This window comes from Stenotrophomonas maltophilia group sp. RY12688, assembly GCF_052149045.1.
GTDB classification, from domain to species: Bacteria; Pseudomonadota; Gammaproteobacteria; order Xanthomonadales; family Xanthomonadaceae; genus Stenotrophomonas; species Stenotrophomonas sepilia.
The window spans coordinates 1,398,470-1,418,334 of the sequence record NZ_CP197389.1 but is presented as its reverse complement, the minus strand read 5'-3'; the positions used below and the strand labels follow the sequence as shown (position 1 = coordinate 1,418,334).

At 67.8% G+C, this 19,865-nt stretch carries 17 protein-coding genes; 13 read left to right on the top strand and 4 right to left on the bottom strand.

Annotated features, from left to right (window positions below; all coding sequences use genetic code 11):
• Nucleotides 1-80: 80 nt before the first annotated feature.
• From pstS to rnt, 10 genes are all read left to right on the top strand, one after another.
• Nucleotides 81-1,169, top strand: a complete 1,089-nt coding sequence (gene pstS / locus ACS0OT_RS06525) for a phosphate ABC transporter substrate-binding protein PstS (RefSeq protein WP_005415896.1) — start codon at nt 81-83, stop codon at nt 1,167-1,169.
• Between the two features lie 82 nt (nt 1,170-1,251).
• Complete coding sequence (gene pstC / locus ACS0OT_RS06520; protein ID WP_012479635.1) at nt 1,252-2,220, top strand: phosphate ABC transporter permease subunit PstC; 969 nt, start codon at nt 1,252-1,254, stop codon at nt 2,218-2,220.
• The gene (gene pstA / locus ACS0OT_RS06515; protein WP_005415894.1) at nt 2,220-3,083 is read left to right on the top strand and encodes a phosphate ABC transporter permease PstA; all 864 of its coding nucleotides are present in this window, start codon (nt 2,220-2,222) and stop codon (nt 3,081-3,083) included. Before pstC ends, pstA begins: the two co-directional genes overlap by 1 nt.
• Before the next feature lie 19 nt (nt 3,084-3,102).
• Nucleotides 3,103-3,933, top strand: a complete 831-nt coding sequence (gene pstB, locus ACS0OT_RS06510) for a phosphate ABC transporter ATP-binding protein PstB (protein ID WP_049411272.1) — start codon at nt 3,103-3,105, stop codon at nt 3,931-3,933.
• A 76-nt stretch (nt 3,934-4,009) separates the two neighbouring features.
• On the top strand, nt 4,010-4,717 hold the full coding sequence (gene phoU / locus ACS0OT_RS06505) for a phosphate signaling complex protein PhoU (protein ID WP_005415893.1): 708 nt from the start codon (nt 4,010-4,012) through the stop codon (nt 4,715-4,717).
• Nucleotides 4,718-4,955: 238 nt separating this feature from the next.
• Entirely contained in the window at nt 4,956-5,309 is a 354-nt protein-coding gene (locus tag ACS0OT_RS06500; protein ID WP_005415892.1) for a hypothetical protein, read from the top strand.
• Entirely contained in the window at nt 5,296-6,171 is an 876-nt protein-coding gene (locus tag ACS0OT_RS06495; RefSeq protein ID WP_012479633.1) for an HvfB family MNIO-type RiPP peptide maturase, read from the top strand. The genes ACS0OT_RS06500 and ACS0OT_RS06495 overlap by 14 nt, the downstream gene beginning before the upstream one ends.
• The gene (locus ACS0OT_RS06490; protein ID WP_065186142.1) at nt 6,164-6,919 is read left to right on the top strand and encodes an HvfC family RiPP maturation protein; all 756 of its coding nucleotides are present in this window, start codon (nt 6,164-6,166) and stop codon (nt 6,917-6,919) included. Before ACS0OT_RS06495 ends, ACS0OT_RS06490 begins: the two co-directional genes overlap by 8 nt.
• A 25-nt stretch (nt 6,920-6,944) precedes the next feature.
• Nucleotides 6,945-7,466 carry an HvfX family Cu-binding RiPP maturation protein gene (locus ACS0OT_RS06485; RefSeq protein WP_065177416.1) on the top strand — a complete coding sequence of 174 codons (522 nt, stop codon included), beginning with the start codon at nt 6,945-6,947 and terminating at the stop codon, nt 7,464-7,466.
• Between the two features lie 234 nt (nt 7,467-7,700).
• Nucleotides 7,701-8,285: a ribonuclease T gene (rnt, locus tag ACS0OT_RS06480; protein ID WP_005408782.1), complete on the top strand. Its 585-nt coding sequence runs from the start codon at nt 7,701-7,703 to the stop codon at nt 8,283-8,285.
• 412 nt (nt 8,286-8,697) lie between these two features.
• Here rnt and ACS0OT_RS06475 read toward each other — a convergent pair whose 3' ends face one another.
• From ACS0OT_RS06475 to ACS0OT_RS06465, 3 genes are all read right to left on the bottom strand, one after another.
• Nucleotides 8,698-11,724, bottom strand: coding sequence for a ligand-binding sensor domain-containing diguanylate cyclase (locus ACS0OT_RS06475; protein WP_065186084.1), 3,027 nt, complete (start codon nt 11,722-11,724; stop codon nt 8,698-8,700).
• Nucleotides 11,725-11,900: 176 nt separating this feature from the next.
• Complete coding sequence (locus tag ACS0OT_RS06470; protein WP_005415887.1) at nt 11,901-13,310, bottom strand: ATP-binding protein; 1,410 nt, start codon at nt 13,308-13,310, stop codon at nt 11,901-11,903.
• Nucleotides 13,311-13,316: 6 nt separating this feature from the next.
• Nucleotides 13,317-14,045, bottom strand: a complete 729-nt coding sequence (locus ACS0OT_RS06465; protein ID WP_005415886.1) for a response regulator — start codon at nt 14,043-14,045, stop codon at nt 13,317-13,319.
• A 204-nt stretch (nt 14,046-14,249) separates the two neighbouring features.
• Between ACS0OT_RS06465 and ACS0OT_RS06460 the strand changes: the two genes are divergently transcribed.
• From ACS0OT_RS06460 to ACS0OT_RS06450, 3 genes are read left to right on the top strand one after another with little or no spacing between them, the layout of a single operon-like run.
• A complete protein-coding gene (locus tag ACS0OT_RS06460) occupies nt 14,250-15,491 on the top strand; it encodes an efflux RND transporter periplasmic adaptor subunit (protein WP_032954055.1) in 1,242 nt (413 codons plus the stop codon).
• Nucleotides 15,488-17,446: a MacB family efflux pump subunit gene (locus tag ACS0OT_RS06455; RefSeq protein WP_111202190.1), complete on the top strand. Its 1,959-nt coding sequence runs from the start codon at nt 15,488-15,490 to the stop codon at nt 17,444-17,446. Before ACS0OT_RS06460 ends, ACS0OT_RS06455 begins: the two co-directional genes overlap by 4 nt.
• On the top strand, nt 17,443-18,882 hold the full coding sequence (locus ACS0OT_RS06450; RefSeq protein ID WP_065177418.1) for an efflux transporter outer membrane subunit: 1,440 nt from the start codon (nt 17,443-17,445) through the stop codon (nt 18,880-18,882). The genes ACS0OT_RS06455 and ACS0OT_RS06450 overlap by 4 nt, the downstream gene beginning before the upstream one ends.
• A 168-nt stretch (nt 18,883-19,050) precedes the next feature.
• Here the strand turns inward: ACS0OT_RS06450 and rlmB are convergent, their stop codons facing one another.
• Nucleotides 19,051-19,794, bottom strand: a complete 744-nt coding sequence (rlmB, locus tag ACS0OT_RS06445) for a 23S rRNA (guanosine(2251)-2'-O)-methyltransferase RlmB (RefSeq protein WP_005408775.1) — start codon at nt 19,792-19,794, stop codon at nt 19,051-19,053.
• Nucleotides 19,795-19,865: the final 71 nt, after the last annotated feature.

The following is a 19,865-nucleotide window of genomic DNA, read 5'->3' as shown; positions in this document are numbered from 1 at the left end:
CGTAATACGGCTGTAACAAAAACATCATTTCATAGCCGCATCCGCCGACCACGTCGGCTCTTCCCCGCTATGGAGTGACCATGAAACTGCACTCGGCCGGCCTTGCCGCCCTTTCCCTGGCCATCGCCCTGGGCCTGTCGGCCTGCGGTGGCGACAAGCAGGCCGCGCAGCAGCCGGCTGCCGGCGCTGCCGCTGCCCCCGCCGCTGCCGGTGCCAAGGTGACCGCCGAAGTGTCCGGCGCGGGCGCGTCCTTCATCTTCCCGCTGGTCTCCAAGTGGTCGGCTGACTACAACGCCAGCACCGGCGCCAAGATCAACTACCAGTCGATCGGCTCCGGCGGCGGCATCGCCCAGATCAAGGCCGGCACCGTCGATTTCGGTTCGTCCGACAAGCCGCTGAGCAGCGAGGAGCTGGCCCAGGCCGGCCTGGCGCAGTTCCCGTCGGCCATCGGCGGCGTGGTGCCGGTGGTCAACATCGAAGGCCTGGAAGCCGGCAAGCTGCGCCTGAGCGGCGCCCTGCTGGCCGACATCTTCCTGGGCAAGGTCAAGACCTGGAACGACCCGGCGATCGTCGCCGCCAACCCGGGCGTGAAGCTGCCGGACGGCAAGATCACCCTGGTCCACCGTTCGGATGGTTCGGGCACCACCTTCAACTTCTCCAACTACCTGTCCAAGGTCAGCCCGGAGTGGAAGAGCAAGGTCGGTGAAGGCACCTCGGTGCAGTGGCCGGACGGCGTCGGTGGCAAGGGCAATGAAGGCGTTGCGTCCTACGTGAAGCAGATCAAGGGCTCGATCGGCTACGTCGAACTGGCTTATGCCCTGCAGAACGGCATGCCGTATACCGCCATGCAGAACGCCGCCGGCAACTGGGTCGAGCCGAGCGCGGAAACCTTCGCCGCTGCGGCCGCCAGCGCCGACTGGGCCAGCGCCAAGGACTTCAACCTGGTCATCACCAACGCCCCGGGCGAGCAGGCGTGGCCGATCACCGCAACCAACTTCATGCTGATGCAGAAGCAGCCGAAGGACGCCAAGCGCAACCAGGACACCCTGGCCTTCTTCAAGTGGGCCTTCGAGAACGGCCAGGCCCAGGCCAACGAGCTGCACTACGTGCCGCTGCCGGCTGAACTGGTCAAGCAGATCGAGGCCTACTGGGCGACCGACCTGAAGTGATGGACCCGACGGTGCCCGCCCCGCGCGGGCACCGCTTGTTCCACGCCGTGCCGCCCCGCCCCTTCCTGGCCCAGCCGTCCCCATGAATGCCATCGCCCAGCCTGTAGCCGCCCCGTCCACGCGTGATGCGCGTGATGCCCGCAACGACAAACTGTTCCGATGGGTGCTGGTCGGCACCGTCATCTTCGTACTGATCGCCTTGGCCTGCGCCGCGCTGTCGATGCTGTGGGGCGGTCGCCATGCCCTGCAGATGCAGGGACTGAGCTTCTTCTTCTCCGCCGACTGGAATCCGGTCGAAAACAAGTTCGGCGCCCTGGCTCCGATCTACGGCACCCTGGTCACCGCTGTCATCGCGATGGTCATCGCCGTGCCGGTCAGCTTCGGCATCGCCTTCTTCCTCACCGAGGTCGCGCCGCGCTGGCTGCGTGGCCCGGTCGGTACCGCCATCGAACTTCTGGCCGGCATTCCCTCGATCATCTACGGCATGTGGGGCCTGTTCGTGCTGGTGCCGGTGATGACCGAGTACGTGACCCCGTTCCTCAACGAGACCCTGGGCGAATGGCCGGTCATCGGCCCGATGTTCCAGGGCCCGCCGCTGGGCATCGGCATGCTCACCGCCGGTTTCGTGCTGGCCATCATGGTCATTCCGTTCATTTCCTCGGTGATGCGCGAGGTGTTCCTGACCGTGCCCACCCGCCTGAAGGAATCGGCCTACGCGTTGGGCTCCACCAAGTGGGAAGTGAGCTGGGACATCGTCCTGCCCTACACCCGTTCGGCGGTCATCGGCGGCATCTTCCTCGGCCTGGGCCGCGCGCTGGGCGAAACGATGGCGGTGGCCTTCGTGATCGGCAACAGCGTGCGCCTGTCGCCGTCGCTGCTGGAACCGGGCACCACCATCGCCGCGCTGATCGCCAATGATTTCGGCGAAGCCACTGAAACCTACCGTTCGGCGCTGCTGCTGCTCGGCTTCGTCCTCTTCATCGTCACCTTCGTGGTGCTGGCCATCGCCCGCCTGATGCTGATGCGCCTGTCCCGCAAGGAGGGCAACTGATGTCCACCACCGCTGATTCGCTGTACCTGCGCCGCCGCATCGGCAACGTCGTTGCGATCACTGCGTCCTGCGCCACCGCCCTGTTCGGCCTGTTCTTCCTGGGCTGGATCCTGTTCACCCTGGCTGCCAAGGGCCTGGCCGGCATCAACTGGGATCTGTTCACCAAGATGACCCCGCCGCCGATGCAGGACGGCGGCCTCGCCAACGCCTTCTTCGGCAGTGCCGTGATGTGTGCACTGGCCATCGGCATCGGCACCCCGCTGGGCGTGCTGGCCGGTACCTGGCTGGCCGAGTATGGCAACGCCCGCAAGGCCGGCACCGTGGTCCGCTTCGTCAACGACATCCTGCTGTCGGCGCCGTCCATCGTGCTGGGCCTGTTCGTCTACACGCTGTACGTGATGCAGACCGGGGGCAACTTCTCGGCATTCGCCGGTGCGCTGTCGCTGGCCTTCATCGTGCTGCCGGTGGTGGTACGCACCACCGACGAAATGCTGCGCCTGGTGCCCTCGCAGATGCGCGAAGCGGCCCTGTCGCTGGGCATCCCGCAGTGGAAGGTGATCGTGCAGGTGCTGTACCGCAGTGCCTCGGCCGGCATCATCACCGGCATCCTGCTGGCGTTGGCCCGCATTTCCGGCGAGACCGCTCCGCTGCTGTTCACCGCCTTCGGCAACCAGTACTGGAACAACAACATCTTCCAGCCGATGGCTTCGGTGCCGGTGGTGATGAACCAGTTCGCCGGCAGCCCGTATGAATCCTGGCAGGTACTGGCCTGGGCCGGTGCCCTGGTGCTGACTGTCTTCGTGCTGCTGGTCAGCCTTGCCGCCCGCGGCATCCTGCTGCGCAACCGTATCTCCCATGACTGACCTTTCCGTGGATAACGCCATGAACGACCTTTCCAACGCCGTGCCGATGCAGCGCATCGCCGTGCCGTCCTCGCACGAGAGCCTGCACACCCCGGCTCCGGTCAAGCTTGCCGCGCGCGGACTGGACTTCTACTACGACAAGTTCCACGCCCTGAAGGGCATCAACCTGGAAATCCCGGAGAAGCGCGTGACCGCGCTGATCGGTCCTTCCGGTTGCGGCAAATCGACCCTGCTGCGCATCTTCAACCGCATCTATGCGCTGTACCCGAAGCTGGAAGCGCGCGGTGAAGTGCTGCTGGACGGCGAGAACATCCTGTCGCCGAAGTACCCGATGAACCGCCTGCGCAGCAAGGTCGGCATGGTGTTCCAGAAGCCGGTGCCGTTCCCGATGACCATTTTCGAGAACGTGGCCTACGGCATCCGCCACCACGAGAAGCTGAGCAAGGCCGATATGGCCGACCGCGTCGAGCAGGCGCTGCGCCAGGGCGCGCTGTGGGACGAAGTGAAGGACAAGCTGGGGCAGAGCGCACTGGGTCTGTCCGGTGGCCAGCAGCAGCGTCTGTGCATCGCCCGTGCCGTCGCCCTGCGCCCGTCGGTGCTGCTGCTGGACGAGCCGACCTCGGCGCTGGACCCGATCTCGACCAGCCGCATCGAGCAGCTGGTGGAAGAACTCAAGCACGAGTACACGATCGTGATCGTCACCCACAACATGCAGCAGGCTGCGCGCGTGTCCGACTACACCGCCTTCATGTACCTGGGCGACCTGATCGAGCACGACCGCACCGAAGTGATCTTCTCGCAGCCGTCGCAGCGGCAGACCGAGGACTACATCACCGGTCGCTTCGGCTGAAACCTCAGTCGAGCGTGGCTCGACTCTCCAGACAACGTCTGTCGAGCATGGCTCGACTCTACAGAGCGGAACAACCATGAACCTTCCCAACGACCACATCGTCAAGAGCTACGACGAGGAGCAGCAGCGCCTGGTGGCCGAAATCGTGCGCATGGGCGAGATGGCCGTCGCCCAGCTCGAAGCGGCGATGGACGTGATCGAGAAGCGCGACGAGAACGCCGCCCATCGCATCATCGCCAACGACGAAGCGATCGACGCGCTTGAGCAGCAGATCAGCCACGACGTGATGCGCCTGGCGCTGCGTGGGCCGATGGCGCGCGACCTGCGCGAGATCCTGGCTGGCCTGCGCATCCCGGCCGACATCGAGCGCATCGGCGACTATGCAGCGAACGTGGCCAAGCGCTCGATCGCGCTGGGCAAGGTGCCGCCGCTGCCGCAGATCCAGGGCCTGCGCGCGCTGGGCCGCCTGGCCGCGCAGCAGGTGCGCCGTGCCATCGCCGCCTACCGCGACAACGATGCCGAGGCCGCGCTGGCACTGCGCGAGGACGACGCCCGCCTGGACGCCCAGTACACCGCGCTGTTCCGCGAGCTGCTCACCTACATGATGGAAGACCCGCGCAACATCACCCCGTGCACCCACCTGCTGTTCATGGCCAAGAACCTGGAGCGCGTGGGCGATCACGCCACCAACATCGCCGAGAACGTGTGGTTCCTGGTGCACGGCGAGCAGCCGCTGCCACCGCGTGAAAAGCGCGACGAGACCTCCAGCACCGGCCAGCCCTGACGCTGCACTGCAACACCGGAGTCGACTCCAAGGTGGCCGCTGTCCTGTGACAGCGGCCTTTCTTTTTTTGCGGTGTTCCACCCGCGTTGTGGGCGCCGTGCTTGCCCGGCGCAGACCTTCCGGATGCTTCTGTAACAAATCTCACGAAAATTTGAGTTCTTGGCGAGGATTCGTTGAGTAGGATCGCTGCACCATCGATTCACCCCGGGCACCTGCCCACCACCCAGGAGTAAGACCGATGAGCAGTTCCAACAAGACCCTGTCCCTGCTGACCGCTACCGCCCTGGCCGCCGGCCTGGGCATGACCGCCAGTGCCTCGGCCCTGAGCATGAGCGACCTCGCCCAGGGCTACCTGGTGGCCGGCCAGGCGGCCAAGGCCAGCACCGATGCCAAAGCCGCCGATAACAAGATGGCCGCTGACGCGACCAAGCACGCCGAAGGCAAGTGCGGCGCCGACGGCAAGAGCGGCGAAGGCAAGTGCGGTGCCGACAAGGGCAAGGCTGCCGGCGCAGCGGGCGCCAAGGCCAAGGCCGGCGACACGAAGTCGGCTGAAGGCAAGTGCGGCGAAGGCAAGTGCGGTGGCAAGCACTGACGCCCGCGCCAGCCTCGTCCACCCGCGGTCGCCGCTTCGTGCGGCGGCCGCCGGGTTGGGCCTGCGCCGGGCGCTGCTGCAGGACCTGCGTGACGCCCCGGAAGGCGACTTCGACTTCCTCGAATGCGCACCGGAGAACTGGATCCATGTCGGCGGCCCGGCCGGTGATGCCCTGGCCGAACTGGCGCAGCGCCATCCGCTGAGCTGCCACGGCCTGTCGCTGTCGCTGGGCGGCAGTGCACCGCTGGATACCCAGCTGCTGGAACAGGTCGGCCGGTTCCTCGAAAAGCACCGCGTGCCGCTGTACAGCGAGCACCTCAGCTACTGCAGCGACGACGGCCACCTGTACGACCTGCTGCCGATTCCCTTTACCGACGAAGCCGTGCGCCATACCGCGCAGCGCATCAGCCGCGTGCAGGACCTGCTGGGCCGTCGCATCGCAGTGGAGAACGTGTCCTACTACCTGGCACCCGCGCCGGCGATGGACGAACTGGCCTTCACCAATGCCGTGCTTGCCGAAGCCGACTGCGACCTGCTGCTGGACGTCAACAATGTCTACGTCAACGCCTGCAACCACGGCTACGATGCCGATGCCTTCATCGCCGGCCTGCCTGCACGGCGCATCGTCTGCCTGCATGTGGCCGGGCACCTGGACGAGGCACCCGACCTGAAGATCGATACCCACGGCAGCGCGGTGATCGATCCGGTCTGGGCGCTGCTGGCGCGTACCTATGCACGCATCGGCCCGCGTCCCACCCTGCTCGAACGCGATTTCAATTTCCCGCCGTATGCAGAACTGCAGGGCGAACTGCAGACCATCCGCCGCCTGCAGGCCACACATGCCGGGGCGGCACATGGCTGATTCCGCCGACACCCTGCGCGCGCAGCAGCACGCCTTCACCGCGCACCTGCGCAACCCGCAGGCGGTACCCGCACCGGCCGGACTGGAGCCACGCCGGGTCGCGGTGTATCGGCACCTGCTGTTCAACAACCTGCTCGGCCTGTTGAGCAACGGTTTCCCGGTCTGCGTGCGCCTGCTTGGCGAACCGGCCTGGAGCGCCCTGGTGCGCCACTACTTCGCCACCCATCGCTGCCAGACACCGCTGTTCACCGAACTGGCCGCCGAGTTCGTGCAGTGGCTGCAGGCGCAGCCGCAGCTGCCGCACCCGGCGCTGGCCGAACTGGCCCACTACGAGTGGGTGGAAACCGCGCTGTACCAGCTGCAGGCCGAACCGCTTCCTGCGCCTGGCGATACTGATCCACTTCGGGTGCCGCTGCGGCGTTCGCCGCTGGCGTGGCCGCTGCTGTACCAATGGCCGGTGCACCGTCTCGGTGCAGAGGATGCGCCGACCCAGCCCCTTGCAGAACCCACCGGCCTGCTGGTCCGCCGCGAAGCCGACGGTGAAGTGCGATTCGCCGCGCTCAGCCCGCTGGCGGTACACCTGCTGGCGAGCATCGGCGAACGGCCCGGCCTGGAAGGACAGACGTACCTGCAGCAGCTGGCCACCTCGCACGGGCTGGCCGAGGACGTACTGGCCGAGCCCGGTGCCGCACTGCTGCTGCAGTTCCTGCAGGCCGGCGTGATCGGCCCGCTCGCCCCCCCGCCCTGACGCCTCTTCCACTGGAGATCCAACGATGAACCTGCCGCTCCTGGCCGCCGCGCGCGGCCGGCTGGACCGTCTCGCCCCCTGGTTGGCGCCGCTGGGCCTGCGCGTGCTGCTGGCCTGGGAATACTTCGAATCCGGCCGTGAGAAGCTGCACGGCCAGAACTGGTTCGCCGACCTGCAGGGCGCCTTCCCGTTCCCGTTCAACCAACTGCCTGCTGCCCTGAACTGGCAGCTGGCCATCTGGTTCGAACTGGTCGGCGCGGCCTGCCTGCTGTTTGGTTTCGGTACCCGTTTCGCCGCCGCCAGCCTACTGGTGCTGACCGTGGTGGCGACCTATGCGGTGCATTGGCCGATGCAATGGAATTCGCTGGGTGACCTCGCGATGGGGTATGCCATCAGCGACCAGGGCTACGGCAACTTCAAGCTGCCGGTGTTGTTCATGGCCATGCTGCTGCCGCTGATCTTCACTGGCGCCGGCAAGCTGAGCGTGGACGCCTGGTTGGCCCGGTGGCAGCCATCGGTCACGACGGCACGGCCTGCGGTGCGCTAGATGACGACCGTGGTTGGCGCGCCGTGTGCCAACCAAGGTTGGCACCTACCGGAATCCAGAGCGTGCGGTGCCCGGTAGGTGTCGACCTTGGTCGACACACGCCCACGCAGGGAGCCCATGCACAGAAAGCTGGCCGGGCGCTCAGGGTCGCTCTGCTAGAATTCACGCATGACTGACTCCCCCTCCGCACCTGCCGCCGCTCCCGATTCCGCAGTACCCCAGGCGCAGCGCGCGATGTCACAACGCTTCCGCGGCTTCCTGCCGGTGGTGGTGGATGTGGAAACCGGCGGCTTCGACAGCCAGCGCAATGCGCTGCTGGAAATCGCTGCGGTGCCGATCGAGATGGACGAGAACGGCCTGCTCTACCCCGGCCAGACCGCCAGTGCCCACGTGGTCCCGGCCGAGGGCCTGGAGATCGACCCGAAGTCGCTGGAAGTGACCGGCATCATCCTCGACCACCCGTTCCGGCTGGCCAAGGAAGAAAAAGCGGCGTTGGACCACATCTTCACTCCGGTGCGTGCGGCGATGAAGAAGTACGGCTGCCAGCGCGCGATCCTGGTGGGCCACAACGCCCATTTCGACCTCGGCTTCGTCAACGCGGCCGTGGCCCGCACCGGCCACAAGCGCAACCCATTCCACCCGTTCAGCGTGTTCGACACGGTCACCCTGGCCGGTATCGCCTACGGCCAGACCGTGCTGGCGCGTGCGGCCACCGCCGCCGGGCTGGGTTGGGATGCCAACGAGGCACACAGCGCGGTGTATGACACCGAGCAGACCGCGCGGCTGTTCTGCACCATCGCCAACGCCTGGCCGCGGTGAAGCGGCCAACGGCGGAGCCCCTCGTGGCGGGCTGACAGCGATTCCTGGTAGGGCCGGGCGGGTGGACTGCGCAGGGGACGCTGCAAGTACGTCCCTGTAAGCTCGGTCGCCGCTTGCTCGTGTGCGCTGTCCTGCGCACACGGCAAGACCGGGGTTGGGCATCCGGCCCAACCCGCCCGAGGCATGCCTCAGGCCCATGCGGCTCACGCCCCTGCGCAGCCCATCCGCCCGGCCACGGACAGTTTCCAGCGAGCACCACGGAAAGATCAGAAAAAGCGGGAGCAACAGCGGGTCGCTGCGCTCGTTGGGGGCTGCCGCTCACTGGGTCACTTCTCTGGTGGGTGCCGACCGTTGGTCGGCCCCCCCGGGTGGTACGACAACACCAGTAGATCCACGCCATGCGTGGATGCGATCAACCAATACTCGTGCGATCGCGGCCGTCGCTCTTGGCGCGGTACAGCGCGCGGTCGGCGCGCTGGTACAGCAGCGCCGGGGTGCGGTCGTCGGCATCCAGCTCTACCAGGCCCGCGCTGAAGGTGACACGCAGGCCCGCCACGCCGGCCCAATCGGGATGATCATGGAACAGGCCACGCAGGCGCGCGCACAGCTGTGCGGCTTCCTCCAGGCGGGTGTCGTTGAGCAGCAGCGCGAACTCTTCGCCGCCGGTGCGCGCCGGCAGGTCGGAGTCGCGGCAGGCCGCTGCGATCAATGACGCCACCTGCACCAGCACGGCATCGCCGATGCTGTGGCTGTGGCGGTCGTTGACCTCCTTGAAGTGATCGATGTCGAGCACCACCAGGCACAGCGGATGACCACTGCGCTGGGACCGGGCGAAGTCACGCGCCAACGTTTCGTCGAAGGCGCGGCGATTGGCCAGGCCGGTCAGCACATCCTCGCGGGCCTGGCGCTCGAAGGCTTCGGCCTGGCGCGCCAGGCGCTCGGCCAGTTCGGTCTTTTCCTGGTTCAGCGCCTGCAGGTGCACCGTCTTGGCCTGCAGGTCGAAGGTCGCTTCGTCCACCCGCCGTGCCAGGCGCAGGTTGCTGGCCTTCAGCTGCTGCAGCAGCAGCCGGTACAGCGCCACCAGTCCAGTCAGCAGCAGCATCCCCGCCAGCACCTGCACGCTGCGGCGCTGCCACCAGAACGGTTCCACGGTGAAGCTCCACACCGCCTCCTGTTGGCCCCAGCTGCCGCCGGGATGGGCGGCCGCCACATGCAGGGTGTAGTCGCCCGGCGGCAGGCCGACGAACTCAACGCTGCGCTGCGGGCCGCGCTCGACCCAGCCGGCATCCAGCCCGTCCAGCCGCGTGCGGTAGCGGATCCGGTCAGACATCAGGTAGCTCAGGCCGACATAACTCACCGCCAACCGGCGCCCCCCTGGAATATGGTTGCGATCCGGCCCTTCCCAATGCACCGGCGCGCCATCCACCTGCACGCTCTCGATCGCGGCCGGCGGCGATGGCCGCTCGCGGAAACGCTGCAGGCGCTGCGGGTCGACCGTGCTCAGGCCGCCTGCGGTGACCACCCAGAACGTGCCGTCCTGGCGCAGGATCGCCGATGGGCTGGAGCTGCCGTTGGCCTGTGCATTGGCCATACCGTCGATCTCGTTGTAGCGCTCCACCCCCACCCGCGGCGTGCGGCCATCGGCCACGGCGTTGAGGGTGGCCATATCGGTGCGCAACACACCGCGATTGCTGCTGATCCACACATTGCCAAGGCGATCCGGCACCAGCTGGAACACCGCATCCACCGGCATGCCCTGCTCAAGGCCGACCCGCGCCAGCGCACCGTTGCGCCAACGGTACAGGCCACGATCACTGCTGATCCACATCGCGTCGCCCAGCTGGTGGAAGCCGAACACGCTGCGGCCACCGCCCAGCGGCGCCAGGTCGATCGACTGCACGTGGTCGCCGCGCAGCACGCGGATGCCTTCGATGGTGCCGATCCACAGGTTGCCCTGATGGTCATGCTCAAGCGCGGTGATCAGGCCGCCGGGCATGCCCGGCGCGTTCGAGACCTGCACATGGTCGCCGTCGATGCGCACCACGCCCTTCTGCGTGCCGGCCCAGACCACGCCCTGGGAATCAACGCTGATCGCACGGATGTTGCCACCCGGCATGCCGTCGGCTGCCGCGTAGTTGTGGCGCAGGTGGCCGTCACGGCCGAGCCGGTAGACCCCATCGCCGAAGGTTCCGACCCACAGGTCACCGTCCGGCCCCTGTGCCAGGCTCAGTACCGAAGGTGCCTTGCCGCCGCGGTTGTGCAGCGGCATCGCCCGGAAACGGCCGTCCGCGGTCCGCATGTCAAGCCCGCTGGCGCTGCCGACCCACAGCTGGCGATCGCGATCCTCGAATACCGTGCGCACGTAATCGCCACTGAGCCCATCGCGCTCGGTGTAGCTGCTGAACAGTGTTTCGCGCAGGCGATAGAGCCCGCCGTTGGCGCCCACCCAGATGCTGCCTTCGGCATCCTCGCGCAGGCTGACCACGCGTCCGCCCGGCAGGTTCAGACCGGCCGGCAGTCGCTCCAGGCCATGTGCGGAGATGCGCAGCAGGCCCTGGTTCTCGGTGCCCAGCCACAGGTCACCGTGCCGGTCCTGCAGCATCGAGGTCATGTGCAGCTGGCCCGGCAGGCGGTGCACCAGCACCAGCTGGTCGTCCTCCACCCGGTACAGGCGCTCACCGGCGACGATCCACAACGCGCCATCCGGCGCACGGTAGGGCCACGACAGGCCACTGCCGGCACCCAGCCCCCATGCGGCGGGGGCGCGCTTGAGCACGCCATCGTTGTCGCGCAGCACCAGCCCGTCCAGCGTACCGACCCAGACCCGGTCCTGCGCATCGACCACCAGTCTGGTGAAGCTCATCGCCATCGGCAGGTCCGCCGCCGGCGCCTGGTAGACAATGCCGCTGTCCGGCGTCAGGTAGCCGATGCCCTTGCCTTCGTACAGCAGCCACAGCCGCCCCTGGCTGTCCATCTGCATGGACTGGATCAGCACCTGCGGCGTATCGGCCTGGTGCTCCCACACCCGCCATTGGCCATCACTGCCACGGTGGCTGACGTTGCCGCGCGAATCACTGATCCACAGTCCGCCCTGGCGGTCGACGAACAGGGCGCCGATGCCGTTGTCGCGCAGGCCCGGGCGCGTGCTGCGGTCGAACACGGTGAAATCCAGGCCGTTGTAGCGCACCAGCCCTTCCCAGGTGGCGAACCAGAGATGGCCTTCCGGCGTCTGCGCGATGTCGCGCAGCGAGTTGTGCGGCAGGCCGTTGCGCGAGGTCCATACATCGATGGCGTAGTCGCGCAGCGGGGGCGCGCCCTCCTGCGCAGCCAACGGCAGCGCAAGGGCCAGCAGCAGCCACAACAGGCCCTGCCGCAGTGCCCGCCTGAATCCTGATGCGCGGCGCTCCACCCAGCGCCTCTTGTCCCCCTGCCCGCCCATCACCGCAGCGGCGGCGGCCAGGTGCGGCTGCAGGACGCGGCAGCGTGCGGGAACAGCCGGGCAGCGTGCAATGGCATGCCGGCAGGAACGGGCTGGCTCATCGTGGGGAGACTGGGGAGATGCGCAGATGATAGGCCAAACCCCGGCCCCGGCGTCACCGTTCGCAGCGCGCCGACTCAGCCGGCGCGGCCGGGCGCCACCACCTGGGCACTGGCAGGCCACTGCACCACCGCCTCCAGGCCACCTTCGGCCCGGTTGCGCAGCCACAGCCGGGCGCCGTCCTTCTCGGCCAGGGCGCGCGCGATGGTCAGGCCCAGGCCGGCCCCGCCGGTTTCGCGCGAACGCGAGGTCTCCACCCGCACGAACGGATCGAACACCGCCTCCAGCTGCTCTTCGGCCAGGCCCGGGCCGTCATCGGCCACCACCACGGTAATCGCACCTCCGCTGCGCTCAACCCGCACCCGTGCCCGCTGCGCGTACATCACCGCGTTGTCCACCAGGTTGGAGAACAGCCGGTGCATGGCCAACGGACGCAACATCAGCACCGAACCACTGCCCCCTTCGAAGACCACATCACCGCCGCCTTCGGCGGCGTCCTCGACAATGCTCTCCAGCAGCGAATCCAGGTCCAGTGCGGCGCGCTGCTCGGCACTCTCGGCGCTGCGCGCCAGTTCCAGGCCCTCGCGCACCAGCGCCTGCATCGCCGCCAGGTCGCCGATCAGGCGCTCACGCAGGGCCTCGTCGCTGACATTCTCCAGGCGCAGGCGCAGCCGTGTCAGCGGCGTCTGCAGGTCGTGGGTGATCGCCGCCAGCATCTGCGTGCGTTCGGCCAGGTGCCGCTGCAGGCGGTGCTGCATGGCGTTGAAGGCTTCGGCGGCACGCTGCACTTCGCGCGGCCCGCGCAGTGGCAACGGGTCGCGCTGCAGGTCATCGCCAAGGTCTTCTGCGGCTGCGGCCAGTTCCTGCAGCGGCGCGCTGGCCATGCGCGCGACGATATAGGCCAGCACGGCAATCGCCAGCACCAGCAGGGTCAGGAACCATGGGTCCACGGCGAGGATGCCGTTGTGCGCCACCGCCGGCGAGTCCAGCGCCAGCTTCAGCAGCGTGCCGTCGTTGAGGGTCACGTCCACCGCGCGGCATTTGGGCGGGATGAACGCGGGGTCGCGTTCGCGCGGCGGCCGCCGGTGGCCCGGCGGCGGCGGCGGCAGCAGCTCCTGCAGTTTGGGAATGCAGGAGCGGAACGAAGCGAAGTGCACGTGCGCGCGCGACACCGGCCCGGGGCGGTCTTCCAGCACTTCCATCAGCGCCGTGTCGGCACGCCCCAGGCGTGCGCCCGGCTGCAGCGCGCGCACGCTCGGCCCGCCGATCGCCAGCAGGCGCTCGCGCAGCTCCGGATTGCCGTCCAGCAGGTTGACGTAGCCCTGCAGGCGGTCGGCGATGCGGTTCAGGTTCTGCCGCTCGAACTCCTGCTGGCGCTTGGAGGTGGCCAGCATGGTCGCGCCGATCGCAGCCACCGCCATGCCCAGCAGCAGGATCACGAACAACCGCCCGACCATCGAGGACAGGAAATGGCGCAGGCGCGTCATCGCGGTTTATTCCAGGTTGACCGACGAGGCCAGCACGTAGCCTTCGTTGCGCACGGTCTTGATCAGTCCATCCGGGCCACCATCGTCGCCCAGCTTGTTGCGCAGGCGGCTGACCTGCAGGTCGATCGCGCGGTCCTGAGCCTCGTAGTTGCGGCCACTGCTGAGCGCGACCAGCTGCTCGCGCGACAGCACCTTGTTGGCGTGGGCGATGAACACCCGCAGCAGGCGGAACTCGGCGCCGGACAGCACCACCACGCGGCCATCCGGATCGACCAGGTGGCGATGCTCGAGGTCGAATACCCAGCGCGAGAAACGCGCGCGGCGTACCGCCAGTGGTTCCAGGTTGGCCGGCAGCGCCTCGGTCCGGCGCAGCACGTTGCGGATGCGCGCCAGCAGCTCGCGCGGCTCGAACGGCTTGGCCAGGTAGTCGTCGGCGCCCATTTCCAGGCCCAGCACGCGGTCGATCGGCTCGGCCCGCGCGGTCAGCATGATCACCGGCGTGTTCGAACGTGCACGCAGGTCACGGCACAGGGTCAGACCATCCTCGCGCGGCAGGTTGAGGTCCAGCACGATCAGGTCCACGTGCTCGCGGTCCAGCAGTTGGCGCATGGCGGTGCCATCGGCCGCAGTGCTCACCTGGTAGCCGGCGCGGCCGAGCTGCTCGGCCAGCAGCGTGCGGATGTCGTTGTCGTCGTCGACGATCAGCAGTCGATGCATCGGGTTTTCAGTCTCCATGTCGCGATCATCCCGTGTCGGCAGCTGAACCGCATCCGGGGCAATGCGTACCAGTGTATCCACCCGCGGGCGGGATACCTGTGGTTACGCCTGTTCACCGACAGTGTTACATACAGACATACCCCGAGGATTGAGCCGCCTGTCGCCCGGTCTTCACAATGCCCACCAACGCCGCCCTCGCGGCCTCGAGAGTGAAGCCACGACGTGACGTTCCGCCTGCTGCCAGCGACCCGCCGGAGTCGCCTGATGCTGATCGCCCTGCTCGCCCTGATCGTCGCCGCGACCGCCTGGTGGCTGCTGCGCAAGCCCGCCGCCCCGGCGGTGGCAACCTCGCCGGTCAGCCGCGGTGACATCGAACAAACGGTGGATGCCACCGGCGTGATCGACGCCTACAAGCTGGTCAGCGTCGGCGCGCAGGCCTCGGGCCAGATCAAATCGCTGAAGGTACAGCTGGGCGACACCGTGAAGGAAGGCGACCTGATCGCCGAGATCGATGCCACCACCCAGCAGAACCAGGTGCTCAACGCGCAGGCCTCGCTGGACCAGGTCACCGCCCAGCGCGCGGTGCAGCAAGCCACCCTGCGCCAGGCCGAACTGGAGTTCGCGCGCCAGCAGCAGATGCTGGCCGCCGAGGCCACCTCGCGCCAGGAATACGATGCCGCAGAAGCACAGCTGAAGACCGCCCGCGCCCAGCTGCAGTCCTACGAGGCGCAGATCAAGGGCCGCGAAACCGAGCTGGGCACCGCCCGCGCCAACCTGGCCTACACCCGCATCACCGCGCCGATGGACGGCACCGTGGTCGCGGTGGTGGCCGAGGAAGGCCGTACCGTGAACGCCAACCAGACCGCACCGACCATCGTCATGCTGGCGCGGCTGGACGTGGTCACCGTCAATGCCGAGATCTCCGAGGCCGACGTGGTCAAGATCAAGCCCGGCATGCCGGTGTACTTCACCACCCTGGGCGACCCGGACCGCAAGTATCACGCCACGCTGCGCCAGATCAATCCGGCGCCGGCCTCGATCGCCAACGAGAATTCGTCCAGCTCCAGCAGCTCCTCCAGCTCCAGCTCCAGCAGCGCGGTCTACTACAACGCGCTGTTTGATGTGGAAAACCCGGACGGCACGCTGCGCATCGACATGACCGCGCAGGTCTCGGTACTGCTCAAGCAGGCCAAGGGGGTGCTGATGGTGCCGGCGGTGGCACTGGGACCGAAGCGCCGTGGCGATGAGCGGATGGTGCGGGTGCTGGACGAGAAGGGCCAACCGCAGCCGCGCAAGGTCACCGTGGGCATCAACAACGGCGCCTCGGCCGAGATCCTGTCCGGCTTGAAGGAAGGCGAGCGCGTGGTGGTCGGCGAAGCCGGTGCGGCCGGTGCCAGCGCCGGCGGCGGCAACCGCGGCGGCATGCAGATGCGGGTCGGCGGCCCGGGCATGGGGCGCCGATGAGCACGACGGCGCCGCTGCTGCGGCTGCGCGACCTGCGACGTGAATTCCCGGCCGGCGACGATGTGATCGCCGTACTGCGCGACGTGAACCTCGACATCCACGCCGGCGAGATGGTCGCCATCGTGGGCCAGTCCGGCTCGGGCAAGTCGACGCTGATGAACATCCTCGGCTGCCTCGACCGTCCCACCCGCGGCAGCTACCAGGTGGCCGGCCGCGCAACCGGAAAGATGGAGCCGGACGAACTGGCCGAACTGCGCCGCGAGCATTTTGGTTTCATCTTCCAGCGCTACCACCTGCTCGGCGACCTCGACGCGCGCGGCAACGTGGAAGTGCCGGCGGTGTATGCCGGCAGTCCCGGCCCGGTGCGCAACGCGCGTGCCGAGCAACTGCTGCAGCGGCTGGGCCTGGGCGACCGCATGCATCACAAGCCAGGCCAGCTTTCCGGTGGCCAGCAGCAGCGCGTGTCGATCGCACGCGCCCTGATGAACGGCGGCGAGGTGATCCTGGCCGACGAACCAACAGGCGCGCTCGATACGAAATCCGGTGAGGAAGTGATGGCGATCCTCGGCGAACTGCATGCCGAAGGCCACACCATCATCATCGTCACCCACGACATGAGCGTGGCCCAGCACGCACAGCGCATCATCGAGATCCGCGATGGCGAGATCATTGCCGACCGCGCCAATCCGGATGCGCCGAGTTACCGCGCCCAGCGCGAAGCCAGTACCGGCGTCGCCCACGGCAATAGCTGGCGGGCGGCCCGCGACCGCTTCACCGAAGCATTCCGGATGGCGCTGCTGGCGATGAACGCCCATCGCCTGCGCACCTTCCTGACCATGCTCGGCATCATCATCGGCATCGCCTCGGTGGTCTCGGTGGTGGCGCTGGGCAATGGCTCGCAGCAGCAGATCCTGCAGAACATCAGCGCGCTCGGCACCAACACCATCGACGTTTATCCCGGCCGTGGTTTCGGCGACATGCGCTCGGCCCGGGTGCAGACGCTCAAGGCCAGCGATGCCGATGCACTGGCAAAGCAGAGCTATGTGGACAGCGCCACCCCCAGCGTATCGACCTCGGTCACCGCGCGTTATCGCAACCAGTCGTCGACCGCCCAGGTCAGCGGCGTCGGCGAGCAGTTCTTCCGGGTCAAGGGGGTAACCCTGCTCAGCGGCAGCTTCTTTGATGCCGATGCCGTGAGGGGCCTCGGCCAGGTAGCGGTGATCGACGAAAACACCCAGACCCAGTTCTTCCCCGATGTCGACCCGGTCGGCCAGGTGATCCTGCTCGGCAACGTGCCGGCACGCGTGGTCGGCGTAGCCAAGCGCCAGAGTTTCGGTTTCGGTGGCAGCACCAGCCTCAGCGTCTGGGTGCCCTACACCACGGTGATGTCGCGCATGCTCGGCCAGAGCCATGTCTCCAGCATCACCGTGCGCGTGGACGACAACACACCGATGGATGCCGCTCAGGAAGCGATCACCCGCCTGCTGACGATGCGCCACGGCACCGAGGATTTCTTCCTCAGCAACAGCGCGGAGATCCGCGACACCATCGAGCAGACCACGCGCACGATGACCCTGCTGATCGGTGCCATCGCCGCCATCGCGCTGCTGGTCGGCGGCATCGGCGTGATGAACATCATGCTGGTGTCGGTGACCGAGCGCACCCGAGAGATCGGGGTGCGCATGGCCGTCGGTGCACGACAAAGTGATATCCGCCAGCAGTTCCTGATCGAAGCGGTGCTGGTTTGCCTGCTCGGTGGCGTGCTCGGCATCGGCCTGGCCCTGCTGCTGGGCTCGATGATCGGCCGCTTCGCCAGCGACTTCCAGGTGCTGTTCTCCACCGCCTCGATCATTGCCGCCTTCGCCTGCTCGACCCTGATCGGCGTGGCGTTCGGCTTCCTGCCCGCGCGCAATGCCGCGCAGCTTGACCCGGTGGAGGCCCTGGCACGCGAATGAAGATGATGACCCGACTGCCCTTCCCTGCCCCTTCGCGCCGGCTGCTGGCGGGTGCCGTTCTGCTCGCCCTGTCTGGCTGCGCCTCTGTCGGCCGCTATCCGGTGGCCGATCCCGATGTGGCGGCCCAGTATGGGCGTGGCGATGCCACCCTCAACGCACCGGCCGACGACCCGCGCAGCAGCCTGGACACACCGGGCCACGACATCCGCCAGGACACCTGGTGGACCGGCTTCGGCGATGAACGCCTGGACCGCCTGGTGGCGCAGGCGCTGGCCGCCAACAGCGACCTGGCCGCCGCCGGCCTGGCCGTGCAGCGTTCGCGCCTGCAGGCCGGCCTGGCCAGCAACGCGCTGTGGCCGCAGCCTTCGTCATCGGGCGTCAGCGGCAATGCCAGCCGCGCCACCGACCAGGCCGACGACTGGCGCCGCAGCTACTCCACCGGCGTTTCGCTGGGCTGGGAGGTCGATCTGTGGGGACGCCTGCGGACCCAGCGCGACATCGCCCGCTGGGAAGCCGAGGCCAGCGAGGAAGACCGGCAGAATACCGCCCTGCTGGTGATCAGCGACACCATCACCCAGTACTGGAACCTGGCCTACCTGAACCAGTCGATCGCCACCGGCCAGGCCAACCTGGAGCGGCTGGAGCGCACCCGCGAACTGGTGCAGGCCCGCTTCGACGCCGGTGCGGTATCGCGTCTGGAAGTGCGCCAGGCGCTGCAGAACCTGCAATCGCAGCGCGCCTCGCAGAGCGCGCTGGAACAGCAGCGGGTGGAGGTGCGCAACGCACTGACCGTGCTGCTGGACGGCACGCCCTGGCCCCAGCAGGACGAACCCCGGGACCTGCTGGGCGCACGCAGCCCGCGCATTGTCGAGGGGCTGCCGGCCGACCTGCTCGGCCGCCGCCCCGACCTGCGTGCGGCAGAACTCCGCCTGCGCAACAGCCTGAAGACCATCAAGGTCACCGCCACCCAGTACTACCCGGCGCTGAGCCTGACCGGCAGCCTCGGTTCCAGTGCGACCTCGCTGGGCGATGTACTGCGCAATCCGGTGGCCACGCTGGGTGCCGGCCTTTCGCTGCCATTCCTCAACCTGCAGCGCGCGCAGCTGGATACCGATATCGCCGGCACCAGCTATCAGATCGCCGCGACCAATTTCCGCAAGACGCTGTACACCGCGCTCTCGGAAGTGGACAACGCACTGTCCGCGCGCGAGCAGCTGGCGCGCCAGGTCGCTGCCTCGCAGGCTTCGTACGAGGAAGCGGTGGAAGTGGAGCGCGCGCAGGAAGTGCGTTATCGCGTGGGTGCTACCGATCTGCGCACCTGGCTGGAAGCGCAGCAGACCCGGCGCGATGCAGAGCTGTCGCTGGCGCGCGTGCGCCAGGGCCAGCTGAACAACGACGTGACCCTGTTCAAGGCACTGGGTGGCAGCGCGGGCTGAGGCGGCAAGAGCGCCAACCAAGGTTGGCGACTACCGGTAGGTGTCGACCTTGGTCGACACGGCAACGATCTGGTAGGTGTCGACCTTGGTCGACACGGCACATGGAAAAGGCGTCGGATCCCTCGCCTGCGGAGAGGGATCTGACCCCGATCACGTCGCGCCGGCGGATCAACCGCGCTGGCGCACGGCCTCGAACAGGCTGACGCCGGCGGCGACGGAGACATTCAGGCTCTCGATCTCGCCCGGCATCGGGATCTTGACCAGGCCATCGCAGTTCTCGCGGGTCAGGCGGCGCAGGCCGTCGGCTTCGCCGCCCAGCACCAGCGCGATGTTGCCCTTCAGGTCCAGCTGGTACAGCGAGGCGGTGGCTTCACCGGCCAGGCCGTAGATCCACACGCCCTGCTTCTGCAGGTCCTTCAGGCAACGCGACAGGTTGGTTACCGCCACCACCGGGATGAGGTCGGCGGCGCCGGCCGAGGTCTTGCGCACGGTGGCGTTGACCGTGGCCGACTTGTCCTTGGGGATGATCACTGCAGTCGCACCGGCCGCAGCCGCCGAGCGCAGGCAGGCACCCAGGTTGTGCGGGTCCTGCACCTCATCCAGCACCAGCAGCAGCGCCTTGCCCTCGGCCGCAGTGACCAGGCCTTCCAGCTCGTTCTCGCTGTAGGTGCGGGCGGCGGCATAGCGCGCGGCCACGCCCTGGTGGCGCACCGAGCCTCCCACACCGTCCAGCGCCTGGCTGTTCACCTTGCGCACGTCGATGCCCTTGCGGCGGGCGTTTTCCTCGATCTCGGTCAGGCGCGGGTTCTTCGCTCCGGCCTCGACCAGCACTTCGCGGACGTTCTCGGCGTCGTTCTCGATGGAGGAGGCGACGGCGTTGACGCCGACGATCCACTGGCTGTTCTTGCTCATGCGGGCGGGGACCGGAAAAGGGGTGGCTATGGTAGAGCATCGGCGGTCCGGGCGCTGCCGCGCCCCGCCTC

What these genes read in the sequence shown, in the direction of transcription:
- pstS (WP_005415896.1), top strand. Translation starts at nt 81, where the DNA reads ATGAAACTGCACTCGGCCGGCCTTGCCGCCCTTTCCCTGGCCATCGCC.
- pstC (WP_012479635.1), top strand. Translation starts at nt 1,252, where the DNA reads ATGAATGCCATCGCCCAGCCTGTAGCCGCCCCGTCCACGCGTGATGCG.
- pstA (WP_005415894.1), top strand. Translation starts at nt 2,220, where the DNA reads ATGTCCACCACCGCTGATTCGCTGTACCTGCGCCGCCGCATCGGCAAC.
- pstB (WP_049411272.1), top strand. Translation starts at nt 3,103, where the DNA reads ATGAACGACCTTTCCAACGCCGTGCCGATGCAGCGCATCGCCGTGCCG.
- phoU (WP_005415893.1), top strand. Translation starts at nt 4,010, where the DNA reads ATGAACCTTCCCAACGACCACATCGTCAAGAGCTACGACGAGGAGCAG.
- ACS0OT_RS06500 (WP_005415892.1), top strand. Translation starts at nt 4,956, where the DNA reads ATGAGCAGTTCCAACAAGACCCTGTCCCTGCTGACCGCTACCGCCCTG.
- ACS0OT_RS06490 (WP_065186142.1), top strand. Translation starts at nt 6,164, where the DNA reads ATGGCTGATTCCGCCGACACCCTGCGCGCGCAGCAGCACGCCTTCACC.
- ACS0OT_RS06485 (WP_065177416.1), top strand. Translation starts at nt 6,945, where the DNA reads ATGAACCTGCCGCTCCTGGCCGCCGCGCGCGGCCGGCTGGACCGTCTC.
- rnt (WP_005408782.1), top strand. Translation starts at nt 7,701, where the DNA reads ATGTCACAACGCTTCCGCGGCTTCCTGCCGGTGGTGGTGGATGTGGAA.
- ACS0OT_RS06475 (WP_065186084.1), bottom strand. Translation starts at nt 11,724, where the DNA reads ATGGGCGGGCAGGGGGACAAGAGGCGCTGGGTGGAGCGCCGCGCATCA.
- ACS0OT_RS06470 (WP_005415887.1), bottom strand. Translation starts at nt 13,310, where the DNA reads ATGACGCGCCTGCGCCATTTCCTGTCCTCGATGGTCGGGCGGTTGTTC.
- ACS0OT_RS06465 (WP_005415886.1), bottom strand. Translation starts at nt 14,045, where the DNA reads ATGGAGACTGAAAACCCGATGCATCGACTGCTGATCGTCGACGACGAC.
- ACS0OT_RS06455 (WP_111202190.1), top strand. Translation starts at nt 15,488, where the DNA reads ATGAGCACGACGGCGCCGCTGCTGCGGCTGCGCGACCTGCGACGTGAA.
- ACS0OT_RS06450 (WP_065177418.1), top strand. Translation starts at nt 17,443, where the DNA reads ATGAAGATGATGACCCGACTGCCCTTCCCTGCCCCTTCGCGCCGGCTG.
- rlmB (WP_005408775.1), bottom strand. Translation starts at nt 19,794, where the DNA reads ATGAGCAAGAACAGCCAGTGGATCGTCGGCGTCAACGCCGTCGCCTCC.